Source organism: Pseudomonas sp. 58 R 3 (genome assembly GCF_900006605.1).
In the GTDB taxonomy this organism is placed as follows: Bacteria; Pseudomonadota; Gammaproteobacteria; order Pseudomonadales; family Pseudomonadaceae; genus Aquipseudomonas; species Aquipseudomonas salomonii.
Genome location: NZ_CVTT01000052.1, coordinates 36,112 through 59,815 on the forward strand (window position 1 = coordinate 36,112; position 23,704 = coordinate 59,815).

Sequence of the window (23,704 nt, forward strand, 5' to 3'; positions counted from 1 at the left end):
TGCCTGTTTCAGGGCTGGACGCCTATGTCAGTTCGACTGGCCGACGACATGCAAACGATGTGCGCTGGCGTTTTTGATCGCGTCCTCAAAACGGTCGAGCACGCTGCCCACCTGGGCTTCGGTAATGGTCAGGGCCGGTAGAAAACGCAGGACCGAACCGTGGCGCCCACCGGTTTCGATGATCAGGCCATTGTCGAAGCAATTGAGTTTGATCGCCCGTGCCAGTGTGCCGTCACCGAGGCCCGCACGCTTGTGCACGCCCGGCTTGGTGACTTCAACGCCAATCATCAGTCCACGGCCACGTACATCGGCGATCGGGTCATGCCGCTGGGCGATTTCTTTCAGGCCTGCGAGCAGTTGCGCACCCCGTGCAGCCGCGTGCTCCACCAAGCCGGCCTGGTGGATATGGCGCATGGTCGCGCGCCCGGCGACCATCGCGATCTGATTACCGCGGAACGTGCCGGCATGCATGCCCGGACCCCAGGTGTCGAGGTGCTCGGCGTAAACTATCACCGACAGCGGGTAGCCGCCGCCGATCGCTTTGGACAGGACCAGGATGTCGGGGACGATACCGGCATGTTCGATGGCAAAGGTGCTGCCGGTACGGCCCAGGCCAGTCTGCACTTCGTCGATGATCAGCACGATGCCCAATTGCTGGGTGATCTCACGCAATCCACGCAGCCATTCGGCCGAGGCGGGGATGCAACCGCCTTCACCCTGCACCACTTCAACGAGCACAGCGGCGGGAAGGGTGACGCCGCCTTCCGGGTCCGAGAGCACGGTGCGGATGTACTCGATCGACAGTTGGTCCGTCTGCTCACCGTCGGTGCCGAACGGGCAGCGAAAGCGGTAAGGGTAGGGGAGGAAGTGGGTGTTTTGCGCGGTGACACTGGGAATGCCTTTGGGGTTCAGATTTCCCATGGCCGACAGCGCACCCGCGGTCATGCCGTGGTAGCCACCGTGAAAGGCCATCAGCGCTGAGCGTTTGGTGTAATGACGCGCTAGCTTGATGGCGGCTTCCACCGCGTCCGAGCCGCTGGGGCCGCAAAACAGAATCTTGCTGGAGGCGCGCATCGCGGCCGGCAACTGAGAAAACAGCTCTTGCACAAACGCATGCTTGGCGGGTGTGGCGAGGTCCAGGGCTTGTTGCAGTTGGTCGGTGCTCAGAAAGTCCAGTACAGCTTCCTTGACGGCAGGTGGGTTGTGGCCCAGGGCCAGGGTGCCGGCGTTAGCCAGGCAGTCGAGGTATTCCCTGCCTTGTGCATCCTTGACCCACACGCCATTTCCGCTGACAAACAGGCGTTGGAAAGTGGCGGCGTAGGTGCGAGCATTCGATTCAACTTTCTTCAGATAACTTAGCTCTTCCATAATCATGCACTCATCGGCTGCGTCAGTGCGCAGCGCTGGATAGTTGATGAAACAAGAAACGGCGGGTCGTGAATAACGACAAACTCTTCAAGAAAGCAAACGGGGGCGGTTATATGACCGTATTACTGTCGGCAGCGAAAATAAAATCAGCCGAAAGTTAGCCGTGATGCTTCTGAAATGAGCGCTACCAAGGTAATTGATGGCCGTAGCCAGTTTGAAGGAAGCAGACAGTGATCGCTATCGGCTTAGGCGCAGGATGCCCCTGAAATCCATGTCATGGACATGGCATGGGTGGCAGCGAACTGGGTACAAGGTCTACACGAGAAAGTTGTGCATGCAAGGTCGCGCAGAAGAACGACGTTTATATCGCCGCCTGCGTCGGCAAATGAGTAAAAAGGCGTTGCTATCAGGCAGTAATGGCACTGCCTTTACCAACTTGCAACCTTAGCAGCGCCTGGATTGGCATGCATCCAACGAATCAGCGAATGCCGCCCACGAATACCCATTTTGATAACAGCACGTTTGAGGTAGCTTTCCACTGTGTTGACTTTCAGTACCAGCGCGTCAGCCAACTCAGGAGCGGTGTGTCCCGCTAAAAGGCCGATGCAAATTTCCTTCTCACGATTGGACAGCTTCAGGCCCGATTGCATTAGACGATTTTCAAAACGCTGGCGCAGGGAGTCAATGTTTGCGTTGTTGGGGACAAAATTTTCAGCGGCGATATTTTTGTCGAGAACCGCTTGTGAATTAATCGCGTTGATGTGTTTCTCTACCAGGGGTAGCAGCAATGATGAGAAATCCTTGAGCGTTATTTGTTCTTGCGTTGAGAAGCTATCGGCGTGCATGCGATATAACGAAATTATATAACAATATTCGTTTTTGAGTGATTTCAGATGCAGCTGGGAGCTAAAGGGAATAGTTGTTAAGGCCTGTTCAATCCCGACATTAACCACCGATGAACAGTCGGTCATGTGGTGAACAGGGGAGCATTCACTCATCAGCAGCTCACTCGTCAAGACCTCCGTAGTTTGTTTATTGGATCCAATGGGTGAGGCCATACATGCGGGGCCTTGTATCTCGTGGCTGATCGTATTGGGCTCTGCACGTGACGCGTCGGCGTCTTTTACGCGTAATTGCGTAATGTACGTAGCATCCACGTGCAACTTGGTGAGTACCAGATCGTGCAAAAGCCGCGTAAATTTTCGGCTGCCCGCACTGGTGATGACCTTACCGATAAGAGGGAACAGGGTTTGGGAGTTAATCATTTCATTTCACTGTCATGTTTCACGTTGAGGATTGTCGCAGCGGTTGGATCAGGGAGGTCGACGTCAGGCACCGCAACATTGAGCGTTAGAGAGCAGGCTTTGCGGATCGGCAGGGTAAGAAAATTCAAAGTGTTATTGCATGTTTTTAAATGCTGCCCTAGCATGATTACGAATAATGGCCTTCTGATATTATTTGGCCGATTTCCGTCCTCTTGCGCGTATTTTCATCCCTCCATAAGCCGTTGTGCGCCTAGGATTCCGGACAGCAGGCCTATACCCAGCAGAAATACACTGGGGGCCTTGGTCATGACTTTCTGGGCGGCCGCGAAGGACAGCAATCGCCGTGAAATAGCGCCATAGATCAGCAAAATAGAGACGTCGATCACACCCCAGATCAGTGCAAGCAGCAGCCCCTGTTTAATGAAGTCGCCATCGTGTTCAATGAAACCTGGCAGGAAGGCAAGGAAAAATAGTATGTCTTTGGGGTTGGACAGGCCCACTTTCAGGGCGCGCCAGAAAAAGTGACGGCGGCTGTTTTGCACCGGGGCGATTCCATCGGCGCTGGCACGGAGGCTGGAAACCCCAAGCCAGGCCAAATACAGTCCGCCGACAAGTTGGCCCCAATTGAGCAGCAACGGGCTGACGTCCATTGCGGTGTAGATAAGCGTCAGGGTGATCAGCAGCAGAAGTTGGGCGGACAGCACACCGCCAGTGATCGTGGCGGTGGGCCAGGCCTGCCTGGCGTCGGAAATGACCAGAGCCACCACGGGACCAGGAGAGGCGATAAGGAAAAATACCGCTACGGCAAAGGTTAGGTGCAATATGCTCATAGAGAGGTGACCAGGTCCAATATGCGGTTGCTTTTGCCCAGACGTTGCGCGTAGTAGCGATAGCCGGCCACCGCGAAGGTGCGTTGAATCCAACGATCGTTGCCATCCAGACGGGCTGAGAACGCGCTGCGGGCGTGGGCGGTTTTGCGGTTGTCGATGATCAACAGGTCGCCGGCATTGAGGTGCACCGGGCGGGCGACTTCCCAGGCGGCCTTGCGTAAACCCTCAAGTTTGAGTTGCGCGTGCTTGCTGCTTGCGACCATGAACTGAGGGTCGAAACGAAAAAAGGGCGATTCAGGGTCGCCGTATAGAACGGTTTGTTTTTGGTTTATATCGATACGGCAGTTTTTTTCTGTCGTACAGTAGTCCGAGAGGAAGTTGTAGTTTTCCCCATGAAAATAGTTAAGGTCTGCCGGTGTGACGATGTCGCGGATGTTATCGATGGAGCTGATGAAGGTCGCGGCGTCGGCGTCGGGCGCTTGGCGCAGGCAAAACAACACCAGATAATCCGGCGAGACAGCGTGAAACGCATTTTCGGTATGCAACTCCAGCTCACAATCGTAACTGTCCGAGCTGGCACTCATAGAATGGATTTTATGGGGGAAAAAATTATTGATTATATCGCCGTTGGATTCTTGGATATAACCAATCGGATCACCCAGTATGGCTGTCGCTTTCAAGATAACTTGTTCACTGATCGTGCAGACTTTGTTTAGACTGGCGCGATCAACGGGTGTCGAAGGGATGGTACCGGTCGGCAAGTTTTTTAAATGCAGAAATCCGTTTTTGTTGCCAAATAAACGAAAATTTAATATCTCTGATTCAATGGCTTGGTCAAGACTTGCTAGTTGGATGCTGGAGAGCAGGAGTTGATTGAATTCGGGCATGGTAAGTTGTCTGCTGTGTTTTTTCAATGACGTTGAGGCTGCAGAGGCTAGTGATATGCCATAGGCAGATAAAACACGTTAATCCGGTCTAGGTGCGCTCGATTTTTTTATAGGTTATGTCGCTTATTTGTACGGGTATTATTTTGCAAACGCCCTGTATTTAAAAGCAGAAAAAAAGGACAGGTAAGGATGAGTATGAGTCATGATGCTCTTGATCAAACGGTGCGCCGACTGCCACCGCTCTACGCATTGCGTGCCTTCGAGCTGGCCGCTCGCTTCAGCTCTTTCACTCAGGCGGCCGACAACCTTTTCATCACCCAAAGTGCCGTGAGCCGGCATGTCAAGGCCCTGGAGGAGCATTTTGGCTGCGCGTTATTCGAGCGCAAAGGACCAAAAATAACCCTCACTCAGGCGGGTCGTTTGTTGGCTCAAGAACTGAGAATCGGCTTTCGTCTGATCGAACACGCCTGCACCACAATCACCCGTAAGGAAAAATCCTTGAGGGTCAAGGCGCCTTCCACCTTGACAATGCGCTGGTTGCTGCATGTGCTTGACGAGTTCAATACGGTGGACGTTACAGAGCAGGCGCAATTGTCCAGTGAGTGGATGGATGTTGACTACGTCAACTTCGATGTAGAGCCGTTCGATTGTGCGGTACTGTTGGGCAATGGCTGTTTCTCCAACGAGCTTGGATTTATAAAGCTTTTTGACGAGTGGCTGATACCGGTCTGCTCGCCGGCTTTGCTGGAGCAGCGCAATTTAAGCGGTGAAGACGTGTTTGCCGCCGAGTTGATCCATCCGTCCCGGGACCGTCGTGATTGGCATCGCTGGCTGGAGCGCGTGGGCTTGACGTCCAAGGTTTCCTGGCATACCGGCAAGATTTTCGACACCTTGGAATTGGGTATCTCCGCAGCTATTCAGGGGCGCGGAGTGTCTATCGGTGACTTGGCGCTGGTAGGTGACGAACTGGCCAAAGGGTCTCTGGTATTACCCTATAACAAGGCTGTCAGTACGGGCGACAGCTATTACCTAGTCTGGCCCGCACGCAGTAATGGCAACCCTGCATTAGAGAACTTCAAACGTTATTTACTTGACACTTTGCCTGTTATTGACGAACGAGGGTTGGAGTTCCTAAGTTGAGCGCAGCGCAAACAGTATCGTCCCAACTCAGCCATGGGCGCTCAGCATTCGTTGTCAGACTGCTTCAGGGTTAAACGCGTGAGGTTTGTCGCTGGCCTCGCCCTCAACCAACGCCGCAACGATCGCGTCTACCTCGCCGCCCGCTGCTGCTCGCAACGAATCAAGTCGTGAATAAACGCTGACGATACCGAGGATGTTTATGAGCTCAGGGTACCTTTAGAGGTAGAGATAATATCTGCCCGAGAAATATCCTTAATTTTCAATAAGAAAATCCATCGTTCGATTCCGGGTTCGGCACCATAAATATCAACGGCTTGCATGATTTTTCACGCGAGCCCTTTTTGTTCGATTTTTGTAACAGATTGTTTGCGGCAGGCGCAGAAACCTATAAAGTTAACCTTTCGGTCAGCTTTGCACTGTCAGCTCCAGCCTTTTGCTTCCAGCGAAAGCGCTCCTGCAAGGATCGATTCCCCAGTACATAACTAAAAGGGCGGACCCATAACCGCCCAGAGGATGATCCATGTCCAACCGTGATATCTCCCGGCGCTCGTTCCTTCAGGGCGGGCTGGTGGCGGGTGTGAGCGTGACGCTTACACCGCTCAGCACCCAGGCGCTGGCGGCCTTGATGGAAAACAGCGTGACCGTGCCGTCCGAGCAATGGCTCGGCAACAACGGCAAGGCACGCTCGCGTAACGACGCCTTGTCCAAGGTCTGCGGGAGCAAGGTGTTTGCCCGCGACATCCGCGCCAAGGACATGCCGGGCTGGCCGCAGCAGCAGGGCCACGCCATGTTGCTGAAGACAACCAAGGCCGATCGCATCTACGCCGGCTACGACCTGTCGTGGCTCGGCGCCGAGTTGCAACCTGACCGCATTGTCACCGCCGCCGACCTGGACAAAGACGGCATCGTCTTCCCGGAAGAGCACGCGCCAGATCCGCTGCTGCCGGAAGGCAAGGTGCCGATGTTCATCGGTCACCCTGTGGCGATCCTGATCTGGAACGACTTCGAGCGTTTCCGTCAGGCCAAGGCCAAACTCAAATTCAATGATAAAGCCATCCGTTACGGCGCCCAGGTGCCGTACTACGAACGTGATCCGTACGGCAGCTTCCGCTACGTGCGCGTCGGCGGTGCGACCTCGGCGGACGAAGATGAATTCGCCAGCCTCAAGGATTCGATCCTGTTCCCGATGCTGAAAAACCGTCGCCCGGTGTGGAATTCCCAGCCGGACCTGCACGGCAACCTGACCGAGCGCGGGCTGTTTTACGCCGACCGGATGCAGCAGCAAATCGACGCGCCGCCAGACAACTGGCTGGTGTTCGACGAGCGCTACAAAACCCCGTCGATTGAACCGGCGGCGATGGAGCCGGACAACGGTAACGGCTGGTACGATCCGGCCACCAAGACGTTGCACTTTGTGGTCGCGACCCAGTGCCCGCTGGAAGCCGCCACCGAAACCGCGAAGATGATCGCGCCATCGCGCTTCGGCCTGGCGAATCTGAACATGCACCCGGGTTACACCGTCGGTTACGGTTCCAAGGACCACAACATATTTGTCTACTACGCAGCCCTGGCCGCGTTGTACGGTGCCGGTGTGCCGGTGCGCCTGGCCAACGACCGCTATGAGCAGTTCCAGAGCGGCATCAAGCGTCATCCGTTCGACATCCGCTACCAATTGGCGGTGGATAAACACGATCACAGTTTCCAGATTTTTCGCGCCGAGATGAACGTCGACGGCGGCGGGCGGATCAACTACAGCCCTTCGGTGGCAGCGGTTGGCGCCACGGCAGCGCAGTCGATCTACTACATGCCGCAGAACGATTTGCAGGTCACGGCCTACCATTCCCGCGCGGTTGAGGCGGGTTCGATGCGCGGTTACGGCACCCTGCAAAGTATGGCCTCGACCGAGATGATGGTCGACGAAATCGCCGGGCGTCTGGGCATCGACGCCATCGACCTGCGCAAGAAAAACGCCTTGCTGTCGGGCATGAAAAACACCCAGGGCGCGGTGCCGGCGGGGGCGTTGCGCTTACACGAGATTCTCGACAAAGCGGCTGCCCACGACGTCTGGAAAAACCGCGACCAGATCAAAAAGACCCGCGAGGCCGCTGACCCGGATAACTGGTATGGCGTGGGTTTTGCCATCTGCCAAAAAGACTTCGGCACCGGTTCCGAGGCACCCATGGCCAGCATCGAATTCACCGCCGAAGGCCACGTGACGTTGCGCCATATCGGCATTGAAATCGGCACCGGCATGTCCACCTCGCAGGCCCTGGTGGTGGCGGATTTCATCGGCATCCCGGCCACGCAAGTGAAGACCGGCGAAACCGAATGGCAAGAGTTGCAACTGATCACGGGCGGCAACCCTTACATCATGAGCCAGGCCGAGCAGGATGGTTTTCTGCGTAACCCGCGTTGGGTCGGCAAACTGGCGTCGGCCTCGTCGGCGACCAACTCGGCGTATTACTTCAGCCACGCCACCCGTGAAGCCTCCCGGGTGCTGTTCAACCACGGCCTGTGGCCGGCGGCGTTGCAGATCTGGGGCCAAGGCCCTTACGGCGGCCAGGCCAACCCGTACGTGGTGCGCCGCGAAGACGCGCATTGGGTCGACGGCAAACTCACCGCCAACGGCATGCAGCCGCTGAGCTTTGAGCAATTGGCCAAACACGCCCACGAAAAAGGCCTGGTGACCGGCGCCACCGTGCACGGCTTCAACCGTTGGAGCTGGGCCGAGGCCGATTACAGCATCGATGGTGTGCGTGAACGCCTGCCGCTCGACGGTCTGGCCGTGAAGTACGGCGACGGTGCGCCAAACGCGAAGAAAGCCCAGATGACCAGCAACGGCTTCCACCTGCTGGATCGCCAGAACGTCCACTACCCGGACACCCAGTTGAACAACGCGGCGGTGACTTACTACAGCCCGGTCGCGACGCTGGTGGAGTTGAGAGTGAACAAGGGCTCCGCTGAAGTGCAAGTGCTCAACCATCACTCGTGGGTCGAGTGCGGTCGGGTGCTGGTGGAGGAACTGGTCAAGGGGCAGCTCGAAGGCGGGATCGCCATGGGCATTGGCCACGCGTTGATGGAAGAGATGCCGCTGTACGAAGGCGGGCCGGGGGAGGGTGACTGGAATTTCAACCGTTACCGTCTACCGATGGCTCGACACGTTGCGGTGTGGAACCAAACGGCCGAAATCCTGCCGCCGCTGTCGCCGAGCGACCCGTCCAAGGGCATCGCCGAAGTGGTGATGATCCCGATCGTCGGCGCCATCGGTAACGCCGTGGCCCACGCCATCGGCAAACGTATCCGCGACCTGCCAATCACTTCTGCGCGCATCAAGGAGGCCCTCAATGGCTAACCGTCCGTTTCAACTGACCCTCAACGGTCAATCCGTCGGCCCGGTGGACATCCCTGATGACCTGCCGATGATTGACTACCTGCACGAATACAAAAACCTCACCGGCTCGCGGCTCGGCTGCGGCCAGGGCATTTGCCACGCCTGCGTGGTGATCGTCGACAACCCGGACGGCACCAGCGAAGAAGTGCGCACCTGCATCACGGGGGCACACTATTTCGAAGGCAAAAAAGTCCGCACCATCGAAGGTCACGCAACCCGCGACGAGCAGGGCAACGTCACTGAGCTGAACCCGATCCAGCAGCGCTTCGTCGATGAATTCGCCTTCCAGTGCAGCTACTGCGCACCGGGTTTCGTCAATGCCGCAACCGTGCTGGTGGAGAAGCTGCAGCGTCAGCCGATCGTCAAAAGCCAGCTGGAGAAAGTCATTGAGGACAGCCTCGGTCACCACATCTGCCGCTGCACCGGCTACGTGCGTTACTACAACGCGACCCGCAACGTGCTGAACGATCTCGGTCTGGTCAAGGAGGGTTAAGCATGAAGCAACTACTTTCCCGCTTTGCGCTGGCGGTTGGCCTGGCCGCGCCGTTGTTGTTGGCGCACGCGGACGATCAGGTGAAGCGCGGCGAATACCTTGCCCGCGCCGCTGACTGCATGGCCTGCCACACCGCACCGGGTGGCGCGCCGTTTGCGGGCGGTCTGCCGATCGTTTCGCCGTTCGGCACGATCTATGGCACCAATATCACCCCGAGCAAAGAGCACGGCATTGGCCTGTACACCGATGACGAATTCTTCGCTGCGCTCACCGAAGGCAAACGCCGGGATGGCGCGAATCTGTATCCGGCGATGCCGTACACCTCGTATCACCTGATGCCCCGTGCTGATTCGGACGCAATCCATGCGTACCTGAAAACCATTGAGCCCATCGAGCGTGCGGCGCCGGTTACCCGCCTGAGCTTTCCGTTCAACGTGCGTCTGGGCCTGATGGGCTGGAACATGCTCTACGGCAAGGACGTGAAACTTGCGCCGACCGAAGGCAAAAGCGCAGCGTTCCAGCGTGGCCAATACATGGTCGAAGTGCTCGGCCACTGCGGCGAATGCCATACACCACGGGGCTTGCCCGGCGCGATGCAGCAGGATAAACGCCTGACCGGCGGCGTGCTCAACGGCTACCTGGCACCCAGCCTGTTGGCCACTGACCTGGCCGCTCGCGGCTGGAATCATCAGGACCTGAGCACGTTCCTCAAGCACGGCATGAGTGCCCAGGGCACGATGTTCAACGAGATGTTCCCGGTGTTCCACAACAGCACTCAGGGCCTGAACGATCCGGACCTGGCCGCCATGGCGACCTTCCTGCTGGGCGATCAACCGCCGCAGGCCAAGGTGCTGAGCGAGACGTCGCTGGACGCCCTGAGCCCAAGCGCCCAACGCGGCCGCCAGGATTACCTGAACGTGTGCGCCGGTTGCCACGCGCCGAACGGCGAGGGCAAGCCGCACATCGCGGTGGCCATGCGTGGCAACACCACGTTGCGCCTGGAAGATCCGCGCAACCTGCTGCGGGTGATCGAGGGCGGCATCGGCGAGCAGCAATTCACCGGGTTCGAGCGCATGCAACCGATGCCGGGCTTTGCCGACAAGCTCAATCACCAACAGCTGACCGACCTGCTCAACTACCTGCGCCAGGGTTGGGGCGGCCAGTCGGGTGAGCTGGCGGTCAGCGACGTGCAGAAGCTGCAGGCGGATGCACCGCCAACCGAGCACACGGCGCACTGACATCCAGCATCTGCTGCAGGATCCCGACGGGAACCAGGGGAATCTCTTTTCAGAACTTGAACAGCTCAGACAAATGGCTGCCCGCTGAAACCTCGTGGCAGGCGTTGCAGCCCAGGCAAATCGGTGAGGCGTTGCGTCCAGGCACTGCGCCAGTCAACGACAGTATGGGTTTTGGTCTTGCGCGCGGAGCGGCGGGCAGCGTTGCGCTGGGTGCGGCGCGCTTCTTTGTAGGCGTCGGTATTGCGGCAGGTGCGGCATTTGACCCGGTTCAGCTCGGTGCTGGACGTGAGGTTGGTGCCGTGATGGCCGCAAGCCAGATGCCCGGCGACCTTGAAGTGAGTGACCATGTAAGCGTCTCCTTCTTATGGGGGTACGCGCGGCCATTCAGCAGCGGCGGCGCGTGGGCAGGGCGGGGGCAAACAACCCCGAGCCCTCAGGGTTGTGACCCCGTCGGCGGCGCGGCGTTCGGTTTTATTCCAGGGGCGGTTCACGCTACCCTGTGGCGCCAACAATCATAAAAAGGAGTGAGTGATGAGCGTCGAAACCTTGCCGCTGGAAGGCAGTTGCCGTTGTAACCGGGTGCGTTTCAGCGTGAGTTTGCCGCCGGTAATCACTATGGCGTGCCATTGCAGCGGCTGCCAGAAAATGACCGCCAGCGCGTTTTCCCTTAGCGCGTTGATTCCGGCCGCGGGTTTCACCGTGATCCAGGGTTGCCCGGTGATCGGCGGCTTGCACGGCGTGGACCGCCATTATTGCTGCCCGCACTGCATGAGCTGGCTGTTTACGCGCCCCCATGGCATCGATGAGTTCGTCAATGTGCGCGCCACCTTGCTGGATAATGCCCGCGACTACGTGCCGTTCATGGAAACCTGGACCAGCGAAAAACTGCCGTGGGCCGCGACGCCGGCGGTCGAAAGCTTTGCGCAACTGCCCGAGCCGCAGGACTTCCCGCGCCTGATGCAGGCTTACGCCGCGTTCAGTGCCGGCTGAGTTCAATCAATCAGGGCCAGCAAGTCGGTATCACCGACGTCCACGCCCGCCTGGGTCAGCAATGTGGTTGCCTGGCCCCGGTGGTGGGTCTGGTGGTTGAAAAAATGCATCAGCAGTGCAAAGAACGGCTTGTGGTTCGCTACGCCGCGCATGTTGTGGTACTGCAGACGCTGGTCCAGATCGGGCTCGCGCAGGCTGTTGGCCCAGTCGATGATCAGTTGGTCCAGCCAGGCGCGGCGGGCCGCCAGCTCGCGCAGGTTGGCGAAGGCCAGTTGCTTCAAGTCAGAAGGCGTGGCAATCGACGTTAATGGCGCCAGTTGGGCAAAGCCTGCCGGATGCTCGGCAAATCGCTTGAGCCACACCGTGTCCCCCAGCGTCAGGTGATTGAGTGTGCCGAGGATCGAGCCGAAGAACGCCTGCCGGTCCGTGGTCAGTTCTGCGTCGGTAAGCTGGCTGGCGGCGGCATACACCTTGCGGTTCATCCACTGGTTGTAGTCAGCCATCAATAGAATGTGCTCAAGACGGTTCACGTGGTTTCTCCTTCAACGTGGTGAGGCCATCATAAAGCGTGCCCGCCCGGCGGTCTTGGTGTTCCTGCGGCGGCAAGCTATGGTTGATAAACGCCAATACTGTGCTGCGGGAGAGTGACACCATGAATACCGGCAATTTACTTGAACAGCTGCTGCGTGCCAGCCAGCAAGGCGGCGGGGCCTCGGGCGGTGGCCTGGGTGGTTTGCTGGGCGGCTTGCTGAACCGTTCCGGCAGCGGCAACGCTTCGGCAAGTGGTGGGCTGGGCGGTTTATTAGGTGGCCTGGGCGGATTGTTGGGCGGTGCGCCGGCCGGTGGCACTCCCCAAACGCGTTCCGGCGGCATGAACTATGCGGCATTGGCCTCTTTGGGGATGGCCGCATTCCAGGCGTATCAGGCCTGGCAACGCCAGCAGGCCAGCGCACCGCAGCAAGCGATTCAGACGGTTGACCAGCTTGACGGGCAGGCAGCTGAAGCCCATAGCCATGCGGTGTTACGTGCTTTGATTGCGGCAGCCAAAGCCGATGGCAGGATTGATGACAACGAGAAGCAAATGATCTCAACCGAGATAGGCCGCCATACCGATGAGCCGCAGTTGAAGCAGTGGCTCAACGACGAAGTCGCCAAGCCGCTGAATGCCGCAGATTTTGCCGAATATGCCGCTGATCCAGGCTTGGCGTCCGAGATCTACCTGGCCAGCGTGATGCTGGTCGACGATCAGCAGGATGCAGAGCGCAGCTACCTGGACGAACTGGCCGCGCAGCTGCAGATCGACGCGAACCTGCAACTGCACCTGGAGCAACAGGCCAAAGCTTAAAACCGTACGGTTGCGCCAGTGGTCAACCATTGGTTGTGATCACCGGTAAGGCTCTGGCCAACCACGACATCCACATCCACCCGCTTGCCCACATGGAAGCGTGGCCCGGCCTGCCACGCCTGGTCACCACCTTCCTGGCCATAGCGTTCACCGATCAGCGTCAGCGCGTCTGCCAACTGGTACTCAAAACCGGTGCCCCAGGTGAGGCGGTGGTTTTGCTCGCCGCCGTTGTAGGCATGGGTCCAGCCGCCATTGAGGCTCAGGCGCAATGCCTGCACCGGCTGCCAGGTCAATGGCACATTAAAGTCCGCGCCGTCGAACGCATGCTGGCGGTCCAGGGCAAAGTGGCTGGTGGCAGACACCGCGATTTGCAGCCCCAACGCCTCCTGCGACCACAGTTGGGCCTTCACCTGCGGACTGATTTGCGTCTCGGCTTCGCCGGCATTGCTGGCGCGCGACAGTGCCGCGCTCCACTCCACGGCAGGCAGTGCGCTGAAGGTGCACGCCGGGTTAAGCGTCTGGTTATGAATGTTGCCTTGATGGCGGTTGGCGGTGTACCAGGCGTCGACGCTGCACTCACCCGGATCGTTGATCCCGCCGTCGTCGACCACATAGGAACCGCCGGCCGCCTGGGCTTTGGAAAACAGCGCGATCAGTAAGATAAGGCCGAGTGTGGTACCGACAAAAATCAGGTTACGTTGCAGCGCGCGGCGCTTGGCCGGTGGCAGCAGCAACAGGGTATGGCGAGCGCCCCGGTAGTGACGTTCGCGGTATTTGGCGAACCCGTCCGGGCGCTGTGGGCTGTGTTTTTTGTGCATGATGCACCTCGCTTGAATTCAGCTTTCTACGGTCAGCACCGAAATGCCGCTGGCTTTGGCCTGGCACACCAGCTCCAAGGTGTCGTCACCACCCGGCAGGGCGATGATCACGTCGGGGCGGCTGTCGGCGAGCATGAAATGGTTGCGCTGGCGTTCCGCCTGCTTGCCGTGGCGTTGCCAATTGGGCGGGTAGCGCACCACGTCGATGCGCATTTCCCGCGCCCATTCCTCGATGTCGCTGCCGAGGAACTGGTTGCCGCCGTGAATCAACACCTGCACGGGGCGCAGGCGGTGGTAGGCGTCCAGCACTTGGCGGGACTTTTTGGTGTCAGCGTAATGACGACCTGCACAGATAAGCACGCGCATAGTCAGGGTCCTTGTGATGCACGGTGGCGGCCGGGCGACCGCCACCGTTTAAACGGCGGGGGTGATCAGTACCACTGCTTGAAGCGGCGGATGTAGATCGTTTTCATCAGTTGTGCCACGCAGCAGTAGGCGAGCAGGGTGCCGACCAGCCATGGGAAGTACGCCAGCGGCAGCGGCTCCAGGCCCACCAGGGTGCCCAGCGGCGAGAACGGCACATAGATCCCCAGCCCGATGACGATGGCGGTCATCATCAACACCGGCCAGGCGGCCGTGCTCTGGAAGAACGGGATCTTGCGAGTGCGCAACATGTGCACCACCAGGGTTTGCGAGAGCAGGCCTTCGATAAACCAGCCGGACTGGAACAGCGTCTGCATTTCCACGCTATTGGCGCTGAACACGTACCACATCAGCGCAAAGGTGGTGATGTCGAAGATCGACGAGGTCGGCCCGATCCAGATCATGAAGCGGCCGATGTTTTTGGCATCCCACTTGCGCGGTTTGGCCAGGTATTCCTTGTCCATCTTGTCCCACGGCAGGGCCAGCTGGGAGATGTCGTACATCAGGTTTTGCAGCAGCAGGTGAATGGCCAGCATCGGCATGAACGGGATGAACGCACTGGCCACCAGCACCGAGAACACGTTGCCGAAGTTGGAGCTGGCGGTCATGTTCAGGTACTTCATGATGTTGCCGAAGGTTTCGCGGCCCTTGAGCACGCCTTCTTCCAGCACCATCAGGCTCTTTTCCAGCAGGATGATGTCGGCCGATTCCTTGGCGATATCGGTGCCACTGTCCACCGAGATACCCACATCGGCATCACGCAGCGCCGGCGCATCGTTGATGCCGTCGCCGAGGAAGCCCACGGTGTGGCCGTTGGCTTGCAGGGCTTTAAGTACGCGGGACTTCTGCAGTGGCGTGAGCTTGGCAAACACCGTACGTTCTTCCACGCGGCGCAGCAGGGTGGCATCGTCCATCGCTTCGATTTCCACGCCCAGCAGCGGCTGGCCGGGTTCCAGGCCGACCTGGCGGCAGATCTTGCTGGTGACCACGGCGTTATCGCCGGTCAACACCTTCACGGCCACGCCGATTTGTTGCAGCGCGGCAATCGCCGGGCCTGCGGTTTCCTTCGGTGGGTCAAGGAAGGTCAGGAAGCCCTGGATCACCAGGTTGCGCTCATCGGCGGTGGTGTACTGCTGGCGCGCCATGGATTTAGGGATATTGCGCGTCGCGACCACCAGGACGCGGAAACCGTCCTCGTTGTAGTCGTTGGCCAATGCCAACAGTTCTTCGCGGCGTTGATCATCCAGCGGCACGGCGGTGCCACCTTCGAGCATGTGCGTGGAGATGCTCAACATCTCTTCCACGGCGCCCTTGCACACCAGCAATTGGTCGCCGGCCGTGTCGCGCACCACAATCGACAGGCGACGGCGCACGAAATCAAATGGCAGTTCATCGACCTTGCTGTAGGCCAGCGGCAACTGGAACTTGGGGTTCTGCTCCGAGAACTGCACCACGGCCTGGTCCATCAGGTTTTTCATGCCGCTCTGGTGGAAGCTGTTGAGCCAGGCCAGGGACAGCACCGCGTCATCCCGTTGGCCGAAGGCGTTGACGTGATGCTCAAGGATGATTTTGTCTTGGGTCAGGGTGCCGGTTTTGTCGGTGCACAGTACGTCCATCGAGCCGAAGTTCTGGATCGCATTGAGGCGTTTGACCACCACTTTGCGCTTGGCCATGGCCGTTGCGCCTTTGGCCAGGTTGGCGCTGACGATCATCGGCAGCATTTCCGGGGTCAGGCCCACGGCAACCGCCAGGGCGAACAGGAACGCATCGCCCCAGTCGCCTTTGGAGAAGCCGTTGAGGAAAAACACGATCGGCACCATCACCAGCATGAAGCGGATCAACAGCCAGCTGACGCTGTTCACGCCACGGTCGAAGGCGGTTTGCACACGGGAGCCGACAATCGCCTTGGCCAGGGAGCCAAAGTAAGTGCGCGGCCCGGTGGCGACCACCACGGCCTTGGCGCGGCCGCTGACCACGTTGGTGCCCATAAAGCAGATGTTCGGCAGGTCCAGCAGGTTGCCTTGGTCGGCCGCCAGCGTAGAGGCGGATTTTTGCGTGACATCGCCGAGGGTGTCGTACTTCTCCACCGGCAAGGCTTCGCCGGTCAGCACCGCCTGGCTGATAAACAGGTCGCGGGACTCGATCAAGCGGATGTCGGCCGGGATCATGTCGCCGGCAGACAGCTGCACGATGTCACCGGCCACCAGGTCGCGCATCGGCACTTCGCGCAGGATCGGCTGGCTGCCGACTTGCTCGCGGCGCAGGACCGTTGCGGTGGTGCGCACCATGGCTTTGAGGGCTTCGGCGGATTTGGCCGAGCGGTGCTCCTGCCAGAAACGCAGCAGGCTGCTGAGCAGGACCATGGTCATGATGATGATGACCTTGGTCAAATCCACTTCTTCACCGGCCTGCAATGGCAACCAGTAGTCAGTGACAAAGCTGATCCCGGCCAGGGTCAGCAGTACATAGATGAACGGGTTATTCAGTGCCTGCAGGAACTGGACGATGGCATGAGGCGGCTTGTCGTGGGCCACTTCGTTGTAGCCTTCGCGTTGCAGGCGTGCCGAGGCGTCCAGTTCGGTCAGGCCGTCCTGGGTGGCACGCACATTGGCGAGGGTGGCCGACAGGCCGTTCTGGGCTTCACGGGCGGCACGCATCGACAGCTTGGTGTCGGTTGCAGTGCCATTTTTCTTGTGCAGAGGCGTGTTTTTTACGGCGCTCATTGTCTGTACTCCTGTCGCCAATTCTCGACAAAACATACCCGGTACTTACCTGAATACAGGCGAGCGAAAGCATGCCGAGCCGCGGACTTCGCGATCGGTTTAAATAGGGTGTTCAGATAACTTCTACAGTGCCCGCTTAGTGCGCGTTAGTTAACTGGCGCGCAGCGGGCTACTACTGGATGTGTTCATAACGAACTCCAGACTATTGATTGGGAAGTTGCTGTTTCCAGCTGGTTTAAGCGGCGCGAGTGCTCAGGTAAAACTCGAGCAACAGGCTGGCTTGAGCCAGGGTGGAAACCTGGGGTCTCTGCGGGTCTTGAGGGTCGGCGTGGTCCCAGTGCTGCAGCAATTGGCCGCTGGCAGGGCAGATACGCCAATGCGCCAGCGGGGCAGCCGGACGCAGTTGAGGAGAGGGCGCAGCAAAGGTTGAGCGCGTAGGTGAAAAACCTACAGGCTCGCGGCACAGCTTGGCGCGCAGGGCTGCGGCCAGCGTGCGAATGTCAGGCAAAACAATCAATTGAAAGGTCATAACACACCTCGGGACCGGACGGGCGACCGGTGAGGCAGTTACGGTGGAGCATCAAGCTCTAGCGCAGCTTACCGGACCTGGAAGGCGAGTCCTGTCATATTCTGGGTTTGGCGCCCGATGCCCGCGTGAGCGGTGCTCGGACAGCGACTAGATACTGTGTCCATTGGCTTCTTTTGTGAGGTTTAAAAAAGGCCCCAGTTGTGGGCAGGGGCAATCTACTCAGCTGGTTACAAAATGTCAACGCATAGTTGGTTAAATGCGTCGGTGTTCAGAGTTCATTCAGATAAGCCGCACCAACAAGTTGTGCGATATATAACTTCATATACCGTGTGCGGCCAGAACTGCCAGATAGATCAGTACCAAACCACAGGCGGCATAACTGATGCGTTGCCATAACGGTGAGGCGTTCTTGCGCAGCAGGTTGACCAGCGCCGCAATCAGAAAGCACGACAACACCGATGCCAGCATAAAGCCTGCAAAAAACATCAGCGTTTGCCCAGGGCTTGGCGTGGTGCCGACGATGCCGGACAAGGCGCTGCCCAGCGCGCCCCAATAGACAATGTTTTTCGGATTGGCCAGGGAAATCGCCGCGCCTACCACCAGCGCATTTTGCCTGGAGCTGGCGGGCGCGCTGCTCGACTCGGGCAAGTGCCAGGCATCGATCAAGCTGCGCATCCCCAGCCAGGCCAGGTATAGCGCGCAGACCACCGTTAACGGCACACGCACCGCGTCATGCTGGATCAGCAAGGCGATGCCGGTAAGGCCGATTACCGCCCACACCGCATCGCCTACCAGCGAGCCGATCTGCACCAGCAAGGCCGGGGTGAAACCTTGCAGCAGGCCCCGGCGCAGCGTCTCTGCCAGCACGGCGCCGGGAGACAGACAAAACACAAAACCGAATACCAGCGCGTAAAAGAAGATCGTCAACATGCCCGTGTTCCTTCAAGAGAGGGCGGGCAGTGTGGCGGCAGGTGGGCCGGGCGTCTTGAACCAGATTGCGCTTCAGCGTTTAAACAACACGCTTTGATAGCGGCCGGGCGTGATGCCATAGGCGGCGCGAAAATGCCGGTTGAGGTGGCTTTGGTCAGCAAAGCCCAGGTCATGGGCGACCTCGCTGGCCGCTATGCCATTGCGCAACAAGCCTTTGGCGCGGCGGGTGCGCAGTTGCATCGCCCATTGTCGCGGGCTGAGCCCGGTTTCCTTCTGGAAGGCGCGCAGCAGGTGAAATTTGGACAATCCCAGCTCATCGCCGAGGTGGTCCAGGGGCAACACTTGATGCAAGTGCGCAGCCAGCAATTCCTGGGCGCGGCTGATCATGCTTTTGCCCGTTGCTGTGCTGCCAGGTACACGCACACCACTGACGCCGACCACCTCACCCAGTAGCAACACCAAGGCTTCCTCATTGAGATCGCGGACCAATGCGTCGGTACTCAAGGCGCCTTTCACCGCCACTGCCAGGCGCTGCGCCAGATCAGGCTGAAAGCACAACGAACGATCGAACTCCAACTGCGCCAACCCAAGGTCAGCCGCCATTTGGTTGGCTGTGGCATACAGGCTGACAAACTGCCAGGGCGCGCCTTGTGCCGCGCCGCCGCCCTGAATCTGACCGGGGTTGTACAGCGTGATGCTGCCCGGCCCGGCTTCGAATTCGCGGCGGTCGAGCCAGACCTTTTCCTCACCGACCAGGTTTACGCCGATCACGCATTCATCATGGCTATGGCGGGCAAAGGTCAGGCCGGTGCAAGCGGTGCTGCTGACTTCGTAATTGCCCAGCCAGGCGTGATATATGGCGCTCATGCGTCAGCTCCAAAGGCGTTCAGCATGAGCATACGCTGACAGGGCCGCTCAAATCGACCGTTGGCTGACACGCTGCGTCAGGGTTGTGCTCGGATTTGGCAACCTGGTCATCCGCTTCTCCAGTTACGACTGCGCGATGTGGTCGAGTTCGGTCTTCAGCTCGGCAGGGCTGAGGCTGGCCAAGTGCAGAGCGAAAAACGCCCTGCAGCGCCTGGCGATGATGTCCAATGTGGTGTTGAAGGCCGCGTCGATACTTGCCTCGTTACCGTCAATGTCGGACGGGTCTTCCAACCCCCAATGCGCCTTCACCGCCGGCCCGAAATATACCGGGCACGCTTCGCCCGCAGCTTTGTCGCACACGGTAATCACCACATCCGGCGGGCTGCCCTCAAAGGCCTCATTGCCCTTGCTGTACAGACCTTCGGTGCTGATGCCCGCGGCCTGCAACGTGCTCAGGCTGCGCGGCAGCACCTGGCCTTTGGGGAAGCTGCCGGAGCTGATCGCCTCAAAACCTGGGGGCGCCAGGTGGTTGAACATCGCCTCGGACAAGATGCTGCGGCAGCTGTTGGCGGTACACATGAAGAGGACTTTCATTGCGGTATCTCCTTCAAAAACTCAGGCGCAAGGCGAGGGCGGCGAGGGTGATCAACAGCACCGGCAAGGTCAGCACGATGCCGACCTTGAAGTAGTAACCCCAGGTGATGGTGATGCCTTTGCGCGCCAGGATATGCAGCCACAACAAGGTGGCCAGGCTGCCGATCGGGGTGATTTTAGGGCCCAGGTCGCTGCCGATCACGTTGGCGTAGATCATCGCGTCCTTGACCACGCCCACGGCATGGCTGGACTCGATCGACAGCGCGCCGATCAGCACCGTCGGCAGGTTGTTCATCGCCGACGACAACAGCGCCGTCAGCACGCCGGTGCCCATGGCCGCGCCCCACACGCCGTAGGTGGCAAAGGTGTCGAGCCAGGTGGCGAGGTAGGTGGTCAGGCCGGCGTTGCGCAGGCCGTAGACCACCAGGTACATGCCCAGGGAAAACACCACGATCTGCCACGGCGCTTCTTTCAACACTTTGCGTGTGGAGATCTTGTGGCCCTTGGCGGCGATCACCAGCAGCAACACAGCGCACACGGCGGAAATCGCACTGATGGGAATGCCCAGCGGCTCTAACGCGAAACAGCCCACCAGCAAGATGCCCAACACCCACCAGCCGGCACGAAAGGTCGCACGATCATGGATGGCGCTGGCGGGGTCTTCGAGGTCGGCCGGGTCGTAGGCCTGGGGAATATCCCGGCGAAAGAACCACAGCAGGACCGCAAGGGTGGCGGCGACACTGACGAAGTTCACCGGCACCATCACCGCCGCGTATTCGTTGAAGCCGATCTTGAAGTAATCCGCCGAGACGATATTCACCAGGTTCGACACCACCAGCGGCAGGCTCGCGGTATCCGCGATAAACCCCGCGCCCATCACAAACGCCAGGGTCGCTGCCGGAGAAAAGCGCAAGGCCAGCAGCATCGACATGACGATGGGCGTAAGGATCAACGCGGCGCCGTCGTTGGCAAACAGCGCCGAAACCAGCGCGCCCAGCAGCACCATATAGGCAAACAGCCGCCGGCCACGGCCACGGCCCCAACGCGCCACATGCAGGGCGGTCCAGGCAAAGAAGCCAGCCTCGTCGAGCAACAGGCTGATGACAATCAGCGCAACAAAGGTGCCGGTGGCGTTCCAGATGATGTGCCACACCACTGGGATATCCGCCAGGCTGATGACCCCGCAGGCCAGGGCCAGAATGGCGCCCATGCTTGCACTCCAGCCGACCCCCAGGCCCTTGGGCTGCCAGATGACCAGGACGATGGTGAAGATAAAAATGCCAATTGCGACAAGCATGAATTAACGCTCCGATGGCTCAGCAGCAGGTGCTGGCCCGTTGTGGTCGGTCGCCCATGGCAGCAAGACGCTGCGCGTCGTGGTGCAACCAGGGCTGGTTGGCTTGCAAGGTGGTGTCCAGCACTTGAGTGACCCATGCGGGCAGTGCCGGGTTGATGCGGTAGTAGATCCATTGGCCCTGACGACGATCCAGCAGCAACCCGCCACTGCGCAGTTGCGCCAGGTGACGGGAGATCTTTGGCTGGCTGTCGTCCAGAGCATGGATCAGTTCGCACACGCAAAGTTCGCCTTCGCGCAGGATCAATAACGTCAGGCGGGCGCGGGTGGCGTCGGCCAGGCATTTGAACAGAGTGGGCGGGGAGAGGGGATCCGACATGATCAAGGTCTTTCATATGTGGTTATACGAATATACGAATATCCATATATGTAGGTCAAATCCTGATTTCGATTGATGTGGATCAAACGCCCTTCAATCCGCCACAAGTGACTGAAATTAAAATGAAACACGAATGTCCTAAAGTGCCTGCCCATTGCTGATGAAGGATGAACCCGCGTGACCCGTGCCACTCGCAACCTGCGCAAGACCCTCGATTCCGTCGCGGACAATAACGAAACTGCGGCGTTTGACCTGATGCGCGCCGTCGAAAAACTCGGCGATGAAGTGCTGCGCCAACGCCTGCTCAATACCATTCACCGGCTCAATCAGGACGCCCATGAACTGCGTGAGGCGCGTGAATCGGTGGAGCAGGTGTCGGTCAAGCTCGCCTGAGTGCGCAAGATCGTTCAAGACAACCTGCTTTAAACGCTGGCATGCTTGTCGACTGTTTGCCGATGAGCCGTCTCCATGCCTGCTGCCTTACCGCATTACGCCTTCGCCCGCGGCGCCATCGCCGTTATTCCGTTATCCCTGGCCTGTGCGCCGTGGGGGCTGCTCGCCGGCTCCATGGCCATTGACGCGCAATTTACCCCGCTGCAGGCCCAGGGCTTGTCCGCCATCGTGTTTGCCGGTGCCGCGCAGTTGGTGGCCATCGGCATGGTCAAGAGCGGCGCCAGCCTGATTTCGATTGTGCTGACCACCTTGCTGCTGACTTCCCAGCACTTGCTGTATGGCATGCACATGCGCCCGACACTCTCGTCACTCAACGCCCGTTGGCGCATGAGCCTGGGCTTTTTGCTCACTGATGAGTTCTTCGCACTGGTCAACCACTATGACCGTGAGACGTTCAATCGCTGGTATGCGTTGGGGGTGGGGCTGACGTTTTACATCGCCTGGAACCTTTTTACCCTGGCCGGCATTGTGCTTGGCAAAAGCATTCCCGGGCTCGACCAGTTGGGGCTGGAGTTTTCGATTGCTGCGACCTTTATCGCGTTGATTACCCCGGTGGTGCGTGATGTGCCAACGGTGGTGTGCGTGGCGGTGTCGCTGCTGTTTTCGGTGTGGCTGAGCTTTCTGCACTGGGAGTCGGCGGTGGTGGTGTCCGGGGTGTTGGGCATGAGTGCAGGGTTTGCCTGCAAGCGACTGGGGGTAGGGCAGAAGTGATCTACATCATGATTGTGGCCATGGGGCTGGTGGTTTTCCTTAACCGTTACCTGTTTATCGAGCCGCGTTTGCCGGTGCGGCTTAACCGTGGGGCGCGGGAGTTTCTGGGGTTTGCAGTGCCTGGGATGCTGACGGCGATTTGCGGGCCGATTATTTTTCTCGCTGATCACAAGCTGAATTTGAGCCCGACGAATCCTTATTTGCTGGCGGGTGTTTGTGCGGTGGCGTTGATGTTCTGGACGCGTAGCGTGTTGATTACGGTGCTGTTGAGCATGGGGTTGTTTTATTTGTTTCGCTGGTGGTTTTGAGGGGCACGCCTTGGTGTTGCTTTTACTGTGGCAACCCCGGCTCCCACAGGTTGACCGCATCTCGCCCTGAAATCGCAGGCAAAAAAAAGCCCGCGGGAGAGCGGGCAGAAGGGATACTTCTTAAAAATGAGCCTGCTGACTATAGGGGCCAGGCGCATCCTTCACAGTGAAACAAAGTTCATGCACGCATCAGACAATCACCGGAGAGTGGTAAAGTCGCATTTTTTCCAAAGGAAGCAATGGCATGCGAAAGCTGGTAATTGGCGCATTGGCAGTGGCCGCACTGTCCGGCTGTGCGGGCTCGAAGATGAAGGACGCGCGCAGCGGTCAGCCCTACAAGACCCTGGCGTCGGACAAGGCCACATTGGTGGTAGCCCAATGCATTCAGTTCGGCTGGCAGGACGAGGCGGTGTTCGGCGTTGATGCCGGTGGCTTCAAAGAGCCGCTCGAAGCCGGTGGTTTTACCGTCTACACCACGGGCGGTGACTACTTCGCCGATGTGCGCGTAGCCGGTGGCGGCTCCAGCGTCAACTACTATGCCGCCCAGGACACGATGCCGGCCAAGCGTCGATTGGCCGCACTGGCAACCTGTCTGTAGGCTGTCTCCCTAGCATTTTTCGGAAACGCCCGGCGGGACAGTCGCGGGGCATAGGTTTATCATTCGTTTCGCTCGCTCGACGTGATGGCTCTTTACCAGTACACGGACGTCGAGGCCTTATCGTCGAGCG

Annotated in this window: 25 protein-coding genes; 10 read left to right on the forward strand and 15 right to left on the reverse strand. The window is 59.1% G+C overall.

The window, feature by feature from the left end:
* Nucleotides 1-27: 27 nt before the first annotated feature.
* The 4 genes from BFP92_RS14060 to BFP92_RS14075 form a co-directional block, all read right to left on the reverse strand.
* Nucleotides 28-1,368, reverse strand: coding sequence for a diaminobutyrate--2-oxoglutarate transaminase family protein (locus BFP92_RS14060; protein ID WP_065929943.1), 1,341 nt, complete (start codon nt 1,366-1,368; stop codon nt 28-30).
* Nucleotides 1,369-1,796: 428 nt separating this feature from the next.
* A complete protein-coding gene (locus BFP92_RS14065) occupies nt 1,797-2,633 on the reverse strand; it encodes a helix-turn-helix transcriptional regulator (protein ID WP_065929944.1) in 837 nt (278 codons plus the stop codon).
* Nucleotides 2,634-2,857: 224 nt separating this feature from the next.
* On the reverse strand, nt 2,858-3,463 hold the full coding sequence (locus BFP92_RS14070) for a LysE family translocator (protein ID WP_065929945.1): 606 nt from the start codon (nt 3,461-3,463) through the stop codon (nt 2,858-2,860).
* On the reverse strand, nt 3,460-4,350 hold the full coding sequence (locus BFP92_RS14075; RefSeq protein ID WP_065929946.1) for a TauD/TfdA family dioxygenase: 891 nt from the start codon (nt 4,348-4,350) through the stop codon (nt 3,460-3,462). The genes BFP92_RS14070 and BFP92_RS14075 overlap by 4 nt, the downstream gene beginning before the upstream one ends.
* Before the next feature lie 189 nt (nt 4,351-4,539).
* On the opposite strand from BFP92_RS14075, the gene BFP92_RS14080 reads away from it, so the two are divergent.
* The 4 genes from BFP92_RS14080 (at nt 4,540) to BFP92_RS14095 (ending at nt 10,612) form a co-directional block, all read left to right on the forward strand.
* Nucleotides 4,540-5,490, forward strand: a complete 951-nt coding sequence (locus BFP92_RS14080; RefSeq protein ID WP_083221741.1) for a LysR substrate-binding domain-containing protein — start codon at nt 4,540-4,542, stop codon at nt 5,488-5,490.
* A gap of 520 nt (nt 5,491-6,010) precedes the next feature.
* The gene (locus BFP92_RS14085) at nt 6,011-8,842 is read left to right on the forward strand and encodes a xanthine dehydrogenase family protein molybdopterin-binding subunit (RefSeq protein ID WP_065929947.1); all 2,832 of its coding nucleotides are present in this window, start codon (nt 6,011-6,013) and stop codon (nt 8,840-8,842) included.
* Nucleotides 8,835-9,374 (forward strand): (2Fe-2S)-binding protein, encoded by a 540-nt coding sequence (locus BFP92_RS14090; RefSeq protein WP_065929948.1) that lies wholly within the window; start codon nt 8,835-8,837, stop codon nt 9,372-9,374. Before BFP92_RS14085 ends, BFP92_RS14090 begins: the two co-directional genes overlap by 8 nt.
* 2 nt (nt 9,375-9,376) lie before the next feature.
* Nucleotides 9,377-10,612, forward strand: coding sequence for a c-type cytochrome (locus tag BFP92_RS14095; RefSeq protein WP_065929949.1), 1,236 nt, complete (start codon nt 9,377-9,379; stop codon nt 10,610-10,612).
* A 65-nt stretch (nt 10,613-10,677) separates the two neighbouring features.
* On the opposite strand, the gene BFP92_RS14100 is transcribed toward BFP92_RS14095, so the two are convergent.
* Entirely contained in the window at nt 10,678-10,959 is a 282-nt protein-coding gene (locus tag BFP92_RS14100; protein WP_065929950.1) for a hypothetical protein, read from the reverse strand.
* 184 nt (nt 10,960-11,143) lie between these two features.
* Here BFP92_RS14100 and BFP92_RS14105 point away from each other — a divergent pair, with 184 nt between their 5' ends.
* Nucleotides 11,144-11,602 (forward strand): GFA family protein, encoded by a 459-nt coding sequence (locus tag BFP92_RS14105; RefSeq protein WP_065929951.1) that lies wholly within the window; start codon nt 11,144-11,146, stop codon nt 11,600-11,602.
* 2 nt (nt 11,603-11,604) lie between these two features.
* Here BFP92_RS14105 and BFP92_RS14110 read toward each other — a convergent pair whose 3' ends face one another.
* Nucleotides 11,605-12,132, reverse strand: a complete 528-nt coding sequence (locus BFP92_RS14110; RefSeq protein ID WP_065929952.1) for a DinB family protein — start codon at nt 12,130-12,132, stop codon at nt 11,605-11,607.
* A gap of 122 nt (nt 12,133-12,254) precedes the next feature.
* On the opposite strand from BFP92_RS14110, the gene BFP92_RS14115 reads away from it, so the two are divergent.
* Entirely contained in the window at nt 12,255-12,947 is a 693-nt protein-coding gene (locus BFP92_RS14115; protein WP_065929953.1) for a tellurite resistance TerB family protein, read from the forward strand.
* Here BFP92_RS14115 and BFP92_RS14120 read toward each other — a convergent pair.
* The 9 genes from BFP92_RS14120 to BFP92_RS14160 all read right to left on the reverse strand — a co-directional run bounded on the left by BFP92_RS14120 (nt 12,944) and on the right by BFP92_RS14160 (nt 21,504).
* Nucleotides 12,944-13,765, reverse strand: a complete 822-nt coding sequence (locus BFP92_RS14120; protein WP_065929954.1) for a hypothetical protein — start codon at nt 13,763-13,765, stop codon at nt 12,944-12,946. The genes BFP92_RS14115 and BFP92_RS14120 overlap by 4 nt on opposite strands.
* Before the next feature lie 18 nt (nt 13,766-13,783).
* Complete coding sequence (locus BFP92_RS14125; RefSeq protein WP_065929955.1) at nt 13,784-14,131, reverse strand: DUF2493 domain-containing protein; 348 nt, start codon at nt 14,129-14,131, stop codon at nt 13,784-13,786.
* 65 nt (nt 14,132-14,196) lie between these two features.
* The gene (gene mgtA / locus BFP92_RS14130) at nt 14,197-16,911 is read right to left on the reverse strand and encodes a magnesium-translocating P-type ATPase (protein WP_065929956.1); all 2,715 of its coding nucleotides are present in this window, start codon (nt 16,909-16,911) and stop codon (nt 14,197-14,199) included.
* 235 nt (nt 16,912-17,146) lie between these two features.
* A complete protein-coding gene (locus BFP92_RS14135) occupies nt 17,147-17,440 on the reverse strand; it encodes a hypothetical protein (protein ID WP_065929957.1) in 294 nt (97 codons plus the stop codon).
* Between the two features lie 318 nt (nt 17,441-17,758).
* A complete protein-coding gene (locus BFP92_RS14140; protein ID WP_065929958.1) occupies nt 17,759-18,370 on the reverse strand; it encodes a LysE family transporter in 612 nt (203 codons plus the stop codon).
* 72 nt (nt 18,371-18,442) lie between these two features.
* Nucleotides 18,443-19,237: an AraC family transcriptional regulator gene (locus tag BFP92_RS14145; RefSeq protein WP_065929959.1), complete on the reverse strand. Its 795-nt coding sequence runs from the start codon at nt 19,235-19,237 to the stop codon at nt 18,443-18,445.
* 123 nt (nt 19,238-19,360) lie between these two features.
* A complete protein-coding gene (locus BFP92_RS14150) occupies nt 19,361-19,831 on the reverse strand; it encodes an arsenate reductase ArsC (RefSeq protein WP_065929960.1) in 471 nt (156 codons plus the stop codon).
* A gap of 13 nt (nt 19,832-19,844) precedes the next feature.
* Nucleotides 19,845-21,128, reverse strand: coding sequence for an arsenic transporter (locus tag BFP92_RS14155; protein WP_065929961.1), 1,284 nt, complete (start codon nt 21,126-21,128; stop codon nt 19,845-19,847).
* 19 nt (nt 21,129-21,147) lie between these two features.
* Nucleotides 21,148-21,504: a metalloregulator ArsR/SmtB family transcription factor gene (locus tag BFP92_RS14160; protein WP_065929962.1), complete on the reverse strand. Its 357-nt coding sequence runs from the start codon at nt 21,502-21,504 to the stop codon at nt 21,148-21,150.
* A gap of 177 nt (nt 21,505-21,681) precedes the next feature.
* Between BFP92_RS14160 and BFP92_RS14165 the strand changes: the two genes are divergently transcribed.
* The 4 genes from BFP92_RS14165 (at nt 21,682) to BFP92_RS14180 (ending at nt 23,574) form a co-directional block, all read left to right on the forward strand.
* Nucleotides 21,682-21,897, forward strand: a complete 216-nt coding sequence (locus tag BFP92_RS14165) for a hypothetical protein (RefSeq protein ID WP_065929963.1) — start codon at nt 21,682-21,684, stop codon at nt 21,895-21,897.
* Between the two features lie 75 nt (nt 21,898-21,972).
* Nucleotides 21,973-22,668 carry an AzlC family ABC transporter permease gene (locus BFP92_RS14170; RefSeq protein WP_058420359.1) on the forward strand — a complete coding sequence of 232 codons (696 nt, stop codon included), beginning with the start codon at nt 21,973-21,975 and terminating at the stop codon, nt 22,666-22,668.
* A complete protein-coding gene (locus BFP92_RS14175; RefSeq protein WP_065929964.1) occupies nt 22,665-22,976 on the forward strand; it encodes an AzlD domain-containing protein in 312 nt (103 codons plus the stop codon). The genes BFP92_RS14170 and BFP92_RS14175 overlap by 4 nt, the downstream gene beginning before the upstream one ends.
* A 244-nt stretch (nt 22,977-23,220) precedes the next feature.
* A complete protein-coding gene (locus BFP92_RS14180; protein ID WP_065929965.1) occupies nt 23,221-23,574 on the forward strand; it encodes a lipoprotein in 354 nt (117 codons plus the stop codon).
* Nucleotides 23,575-23,704: the final 130 nt, after the last annotated feature.

Bases quoted from the DNA above. Each gene is read 5' to 3' on its own strand.
- BFP92_RS14155 (WP_065929961.1), bottom strand. From the start codon at position 21,128: ATGCTTGTCGCAATTGGCATTTTTATCTTCACCATCGTCCTGGTCATC.
- BFP92_RS14145 (WP_065929959.1), bottom strand. From the start codon at position 19,237: ATGAGCGCCATATATCACGCCTGGCTGGGCAATTACGAAGTCAGCAGC.
- BFP92_RS14125 (WP_065929955.1), bottom strand. From the start codon at position 14,131: ATGCGCGTGCTTATCTGTGCAGGTCGTCATTACGCTGACACCAAAAAG.
- BFP92_RS14100 (WP_065929950.1), bottom strand. From the start codon at position 10,959: ATGGTCACTCACTTCAAGGTCGCCGGGCATCTGGCTTGCGGCCATCAC.
- BFP92_RS14160 (WP_065929962.1), bottom strand. From the start codon at position 21,504: ATGTCGGATCCCCTCTCCCCGCCCACTCTGTTCAAATGCCTGGCCGAC.
- BFP92_RS14120 (WP_065929954.1), bottom strand. From the start codon at position 13,765: ATGCACAAAAAACACAGCCCACAGCGCCCGGACGGGTTCGCCAAATAC.
- BFP92_RS14135 (WP_065929957.1), bottom strand. From the start codon at position 17,440: ATGACCTTTCAATTGATTGTTTTGCCTGACATTCGCACGCTGGCCGCA.
- BFP92_RS14180 (WP_065929965.1), top strand. From the start codon at position 23,221: ATGCGAAAGCTGGTAATTGGCGCATTGGCAGTGGCCGCACTGTCCGGC.
- BFP92_RS14115 (WP_065929953.1), top strand. From the start codon at position 12,255: ATGAATACCGGCAATTTACTTGAACAGCTGCTGCGTGCCAGCCAGCAA.
- BFP92_RS14150 (WP_065929960.1), bottom strand. From the start codon at position 19,831: ATGAAAGTCCTCTTCATGTGTACCGCCAACAGCTGCCGCAGCATCTTG.
- BFP92_RS14060 (WP_065929943.1), bottom strand. From the start codon at position 1,368: ATGGAAGAGCTAAGTTATCTGAAGAAAGTTGAATCGAATGCTCGCACC.
- BFP92_RS14170 (WP_058420359.1), top strand. From the start codon at position 21,973: ATGCCTGCTGCCTTACCGCATTACGCCTTCGCCCGCGGCGCCATCGCC.
- BFP92_RS14080 (WP_083221741.1), top strand. From the start codon at position 4,540: ATGAGTATGAGTCATGATGCTCTTGATCAAACGGTGCGCCGACTGCCA.
- BFP92_RS14095 (WP_065929949.1), top strand. From the start codon at position 9,377: ATGAAGCAACTACTTTCCCGCTTTGCGCTGGCGGTTGGCCTGGCCGCG.
- BFP92_RS14070 (WP_065929945.1), bottom strand. From the start codon at position 3,463: ATGAGCATATTGCACCTAACCTTTGCCGTAGCGGTATTTTTCCTTATC.
- BFP92_RS14105 (WP_065929951.1), top strand. From the start codon at position 11,144: ATGAGCGTCGAAACCTTGCCGCTGGAAGGCAGTTGCCGTTGTAACCGG.
- mgtA (WP_065929956.1), bottom strand. From the start codon at position 16,911: ATGAGCGCCGTAAAAAACACGCCTCTGCACAAGAAAAATGGCACTGCA.
- BFP92_RS14065 (WP_065929944.1), bottom strand. From the start codon at position 2,633: ATGATTAACTCCCAAACCCTGTTCCCTCTTATCGGTAAGGTCATCACC.
- BFP92_RS14085 (WP_065929947.1), top strand. From the start codon at position 6,011: ATGTCCAACCGTGATATCTCCCGGCGCTCGTTCCTTCAGGGCGGGCTG.
- BFP92_RS14075 (WP_065929946.1), bottom strand. From the start codon at position 4,350: ATGCCCGAATTCAATCAACTCCTGCTCTCCAGCATCCAACTAGCAAGT.
- BFP92_RS14090 (WP_065929948.1), top strand. From the start codon at position 8,835: ATGGCTAACCGTCCGTTTCAACTGACCCTCAACGGTCAATCCGTCGGC.
- BFP92_RS14140 (WP_065929958.1), bottom strand. From the start codon at position 18,370: ATGTTGACGATCTTCTTTTACGCGCTGGTATTCGGTTTTGTGTTTTGT.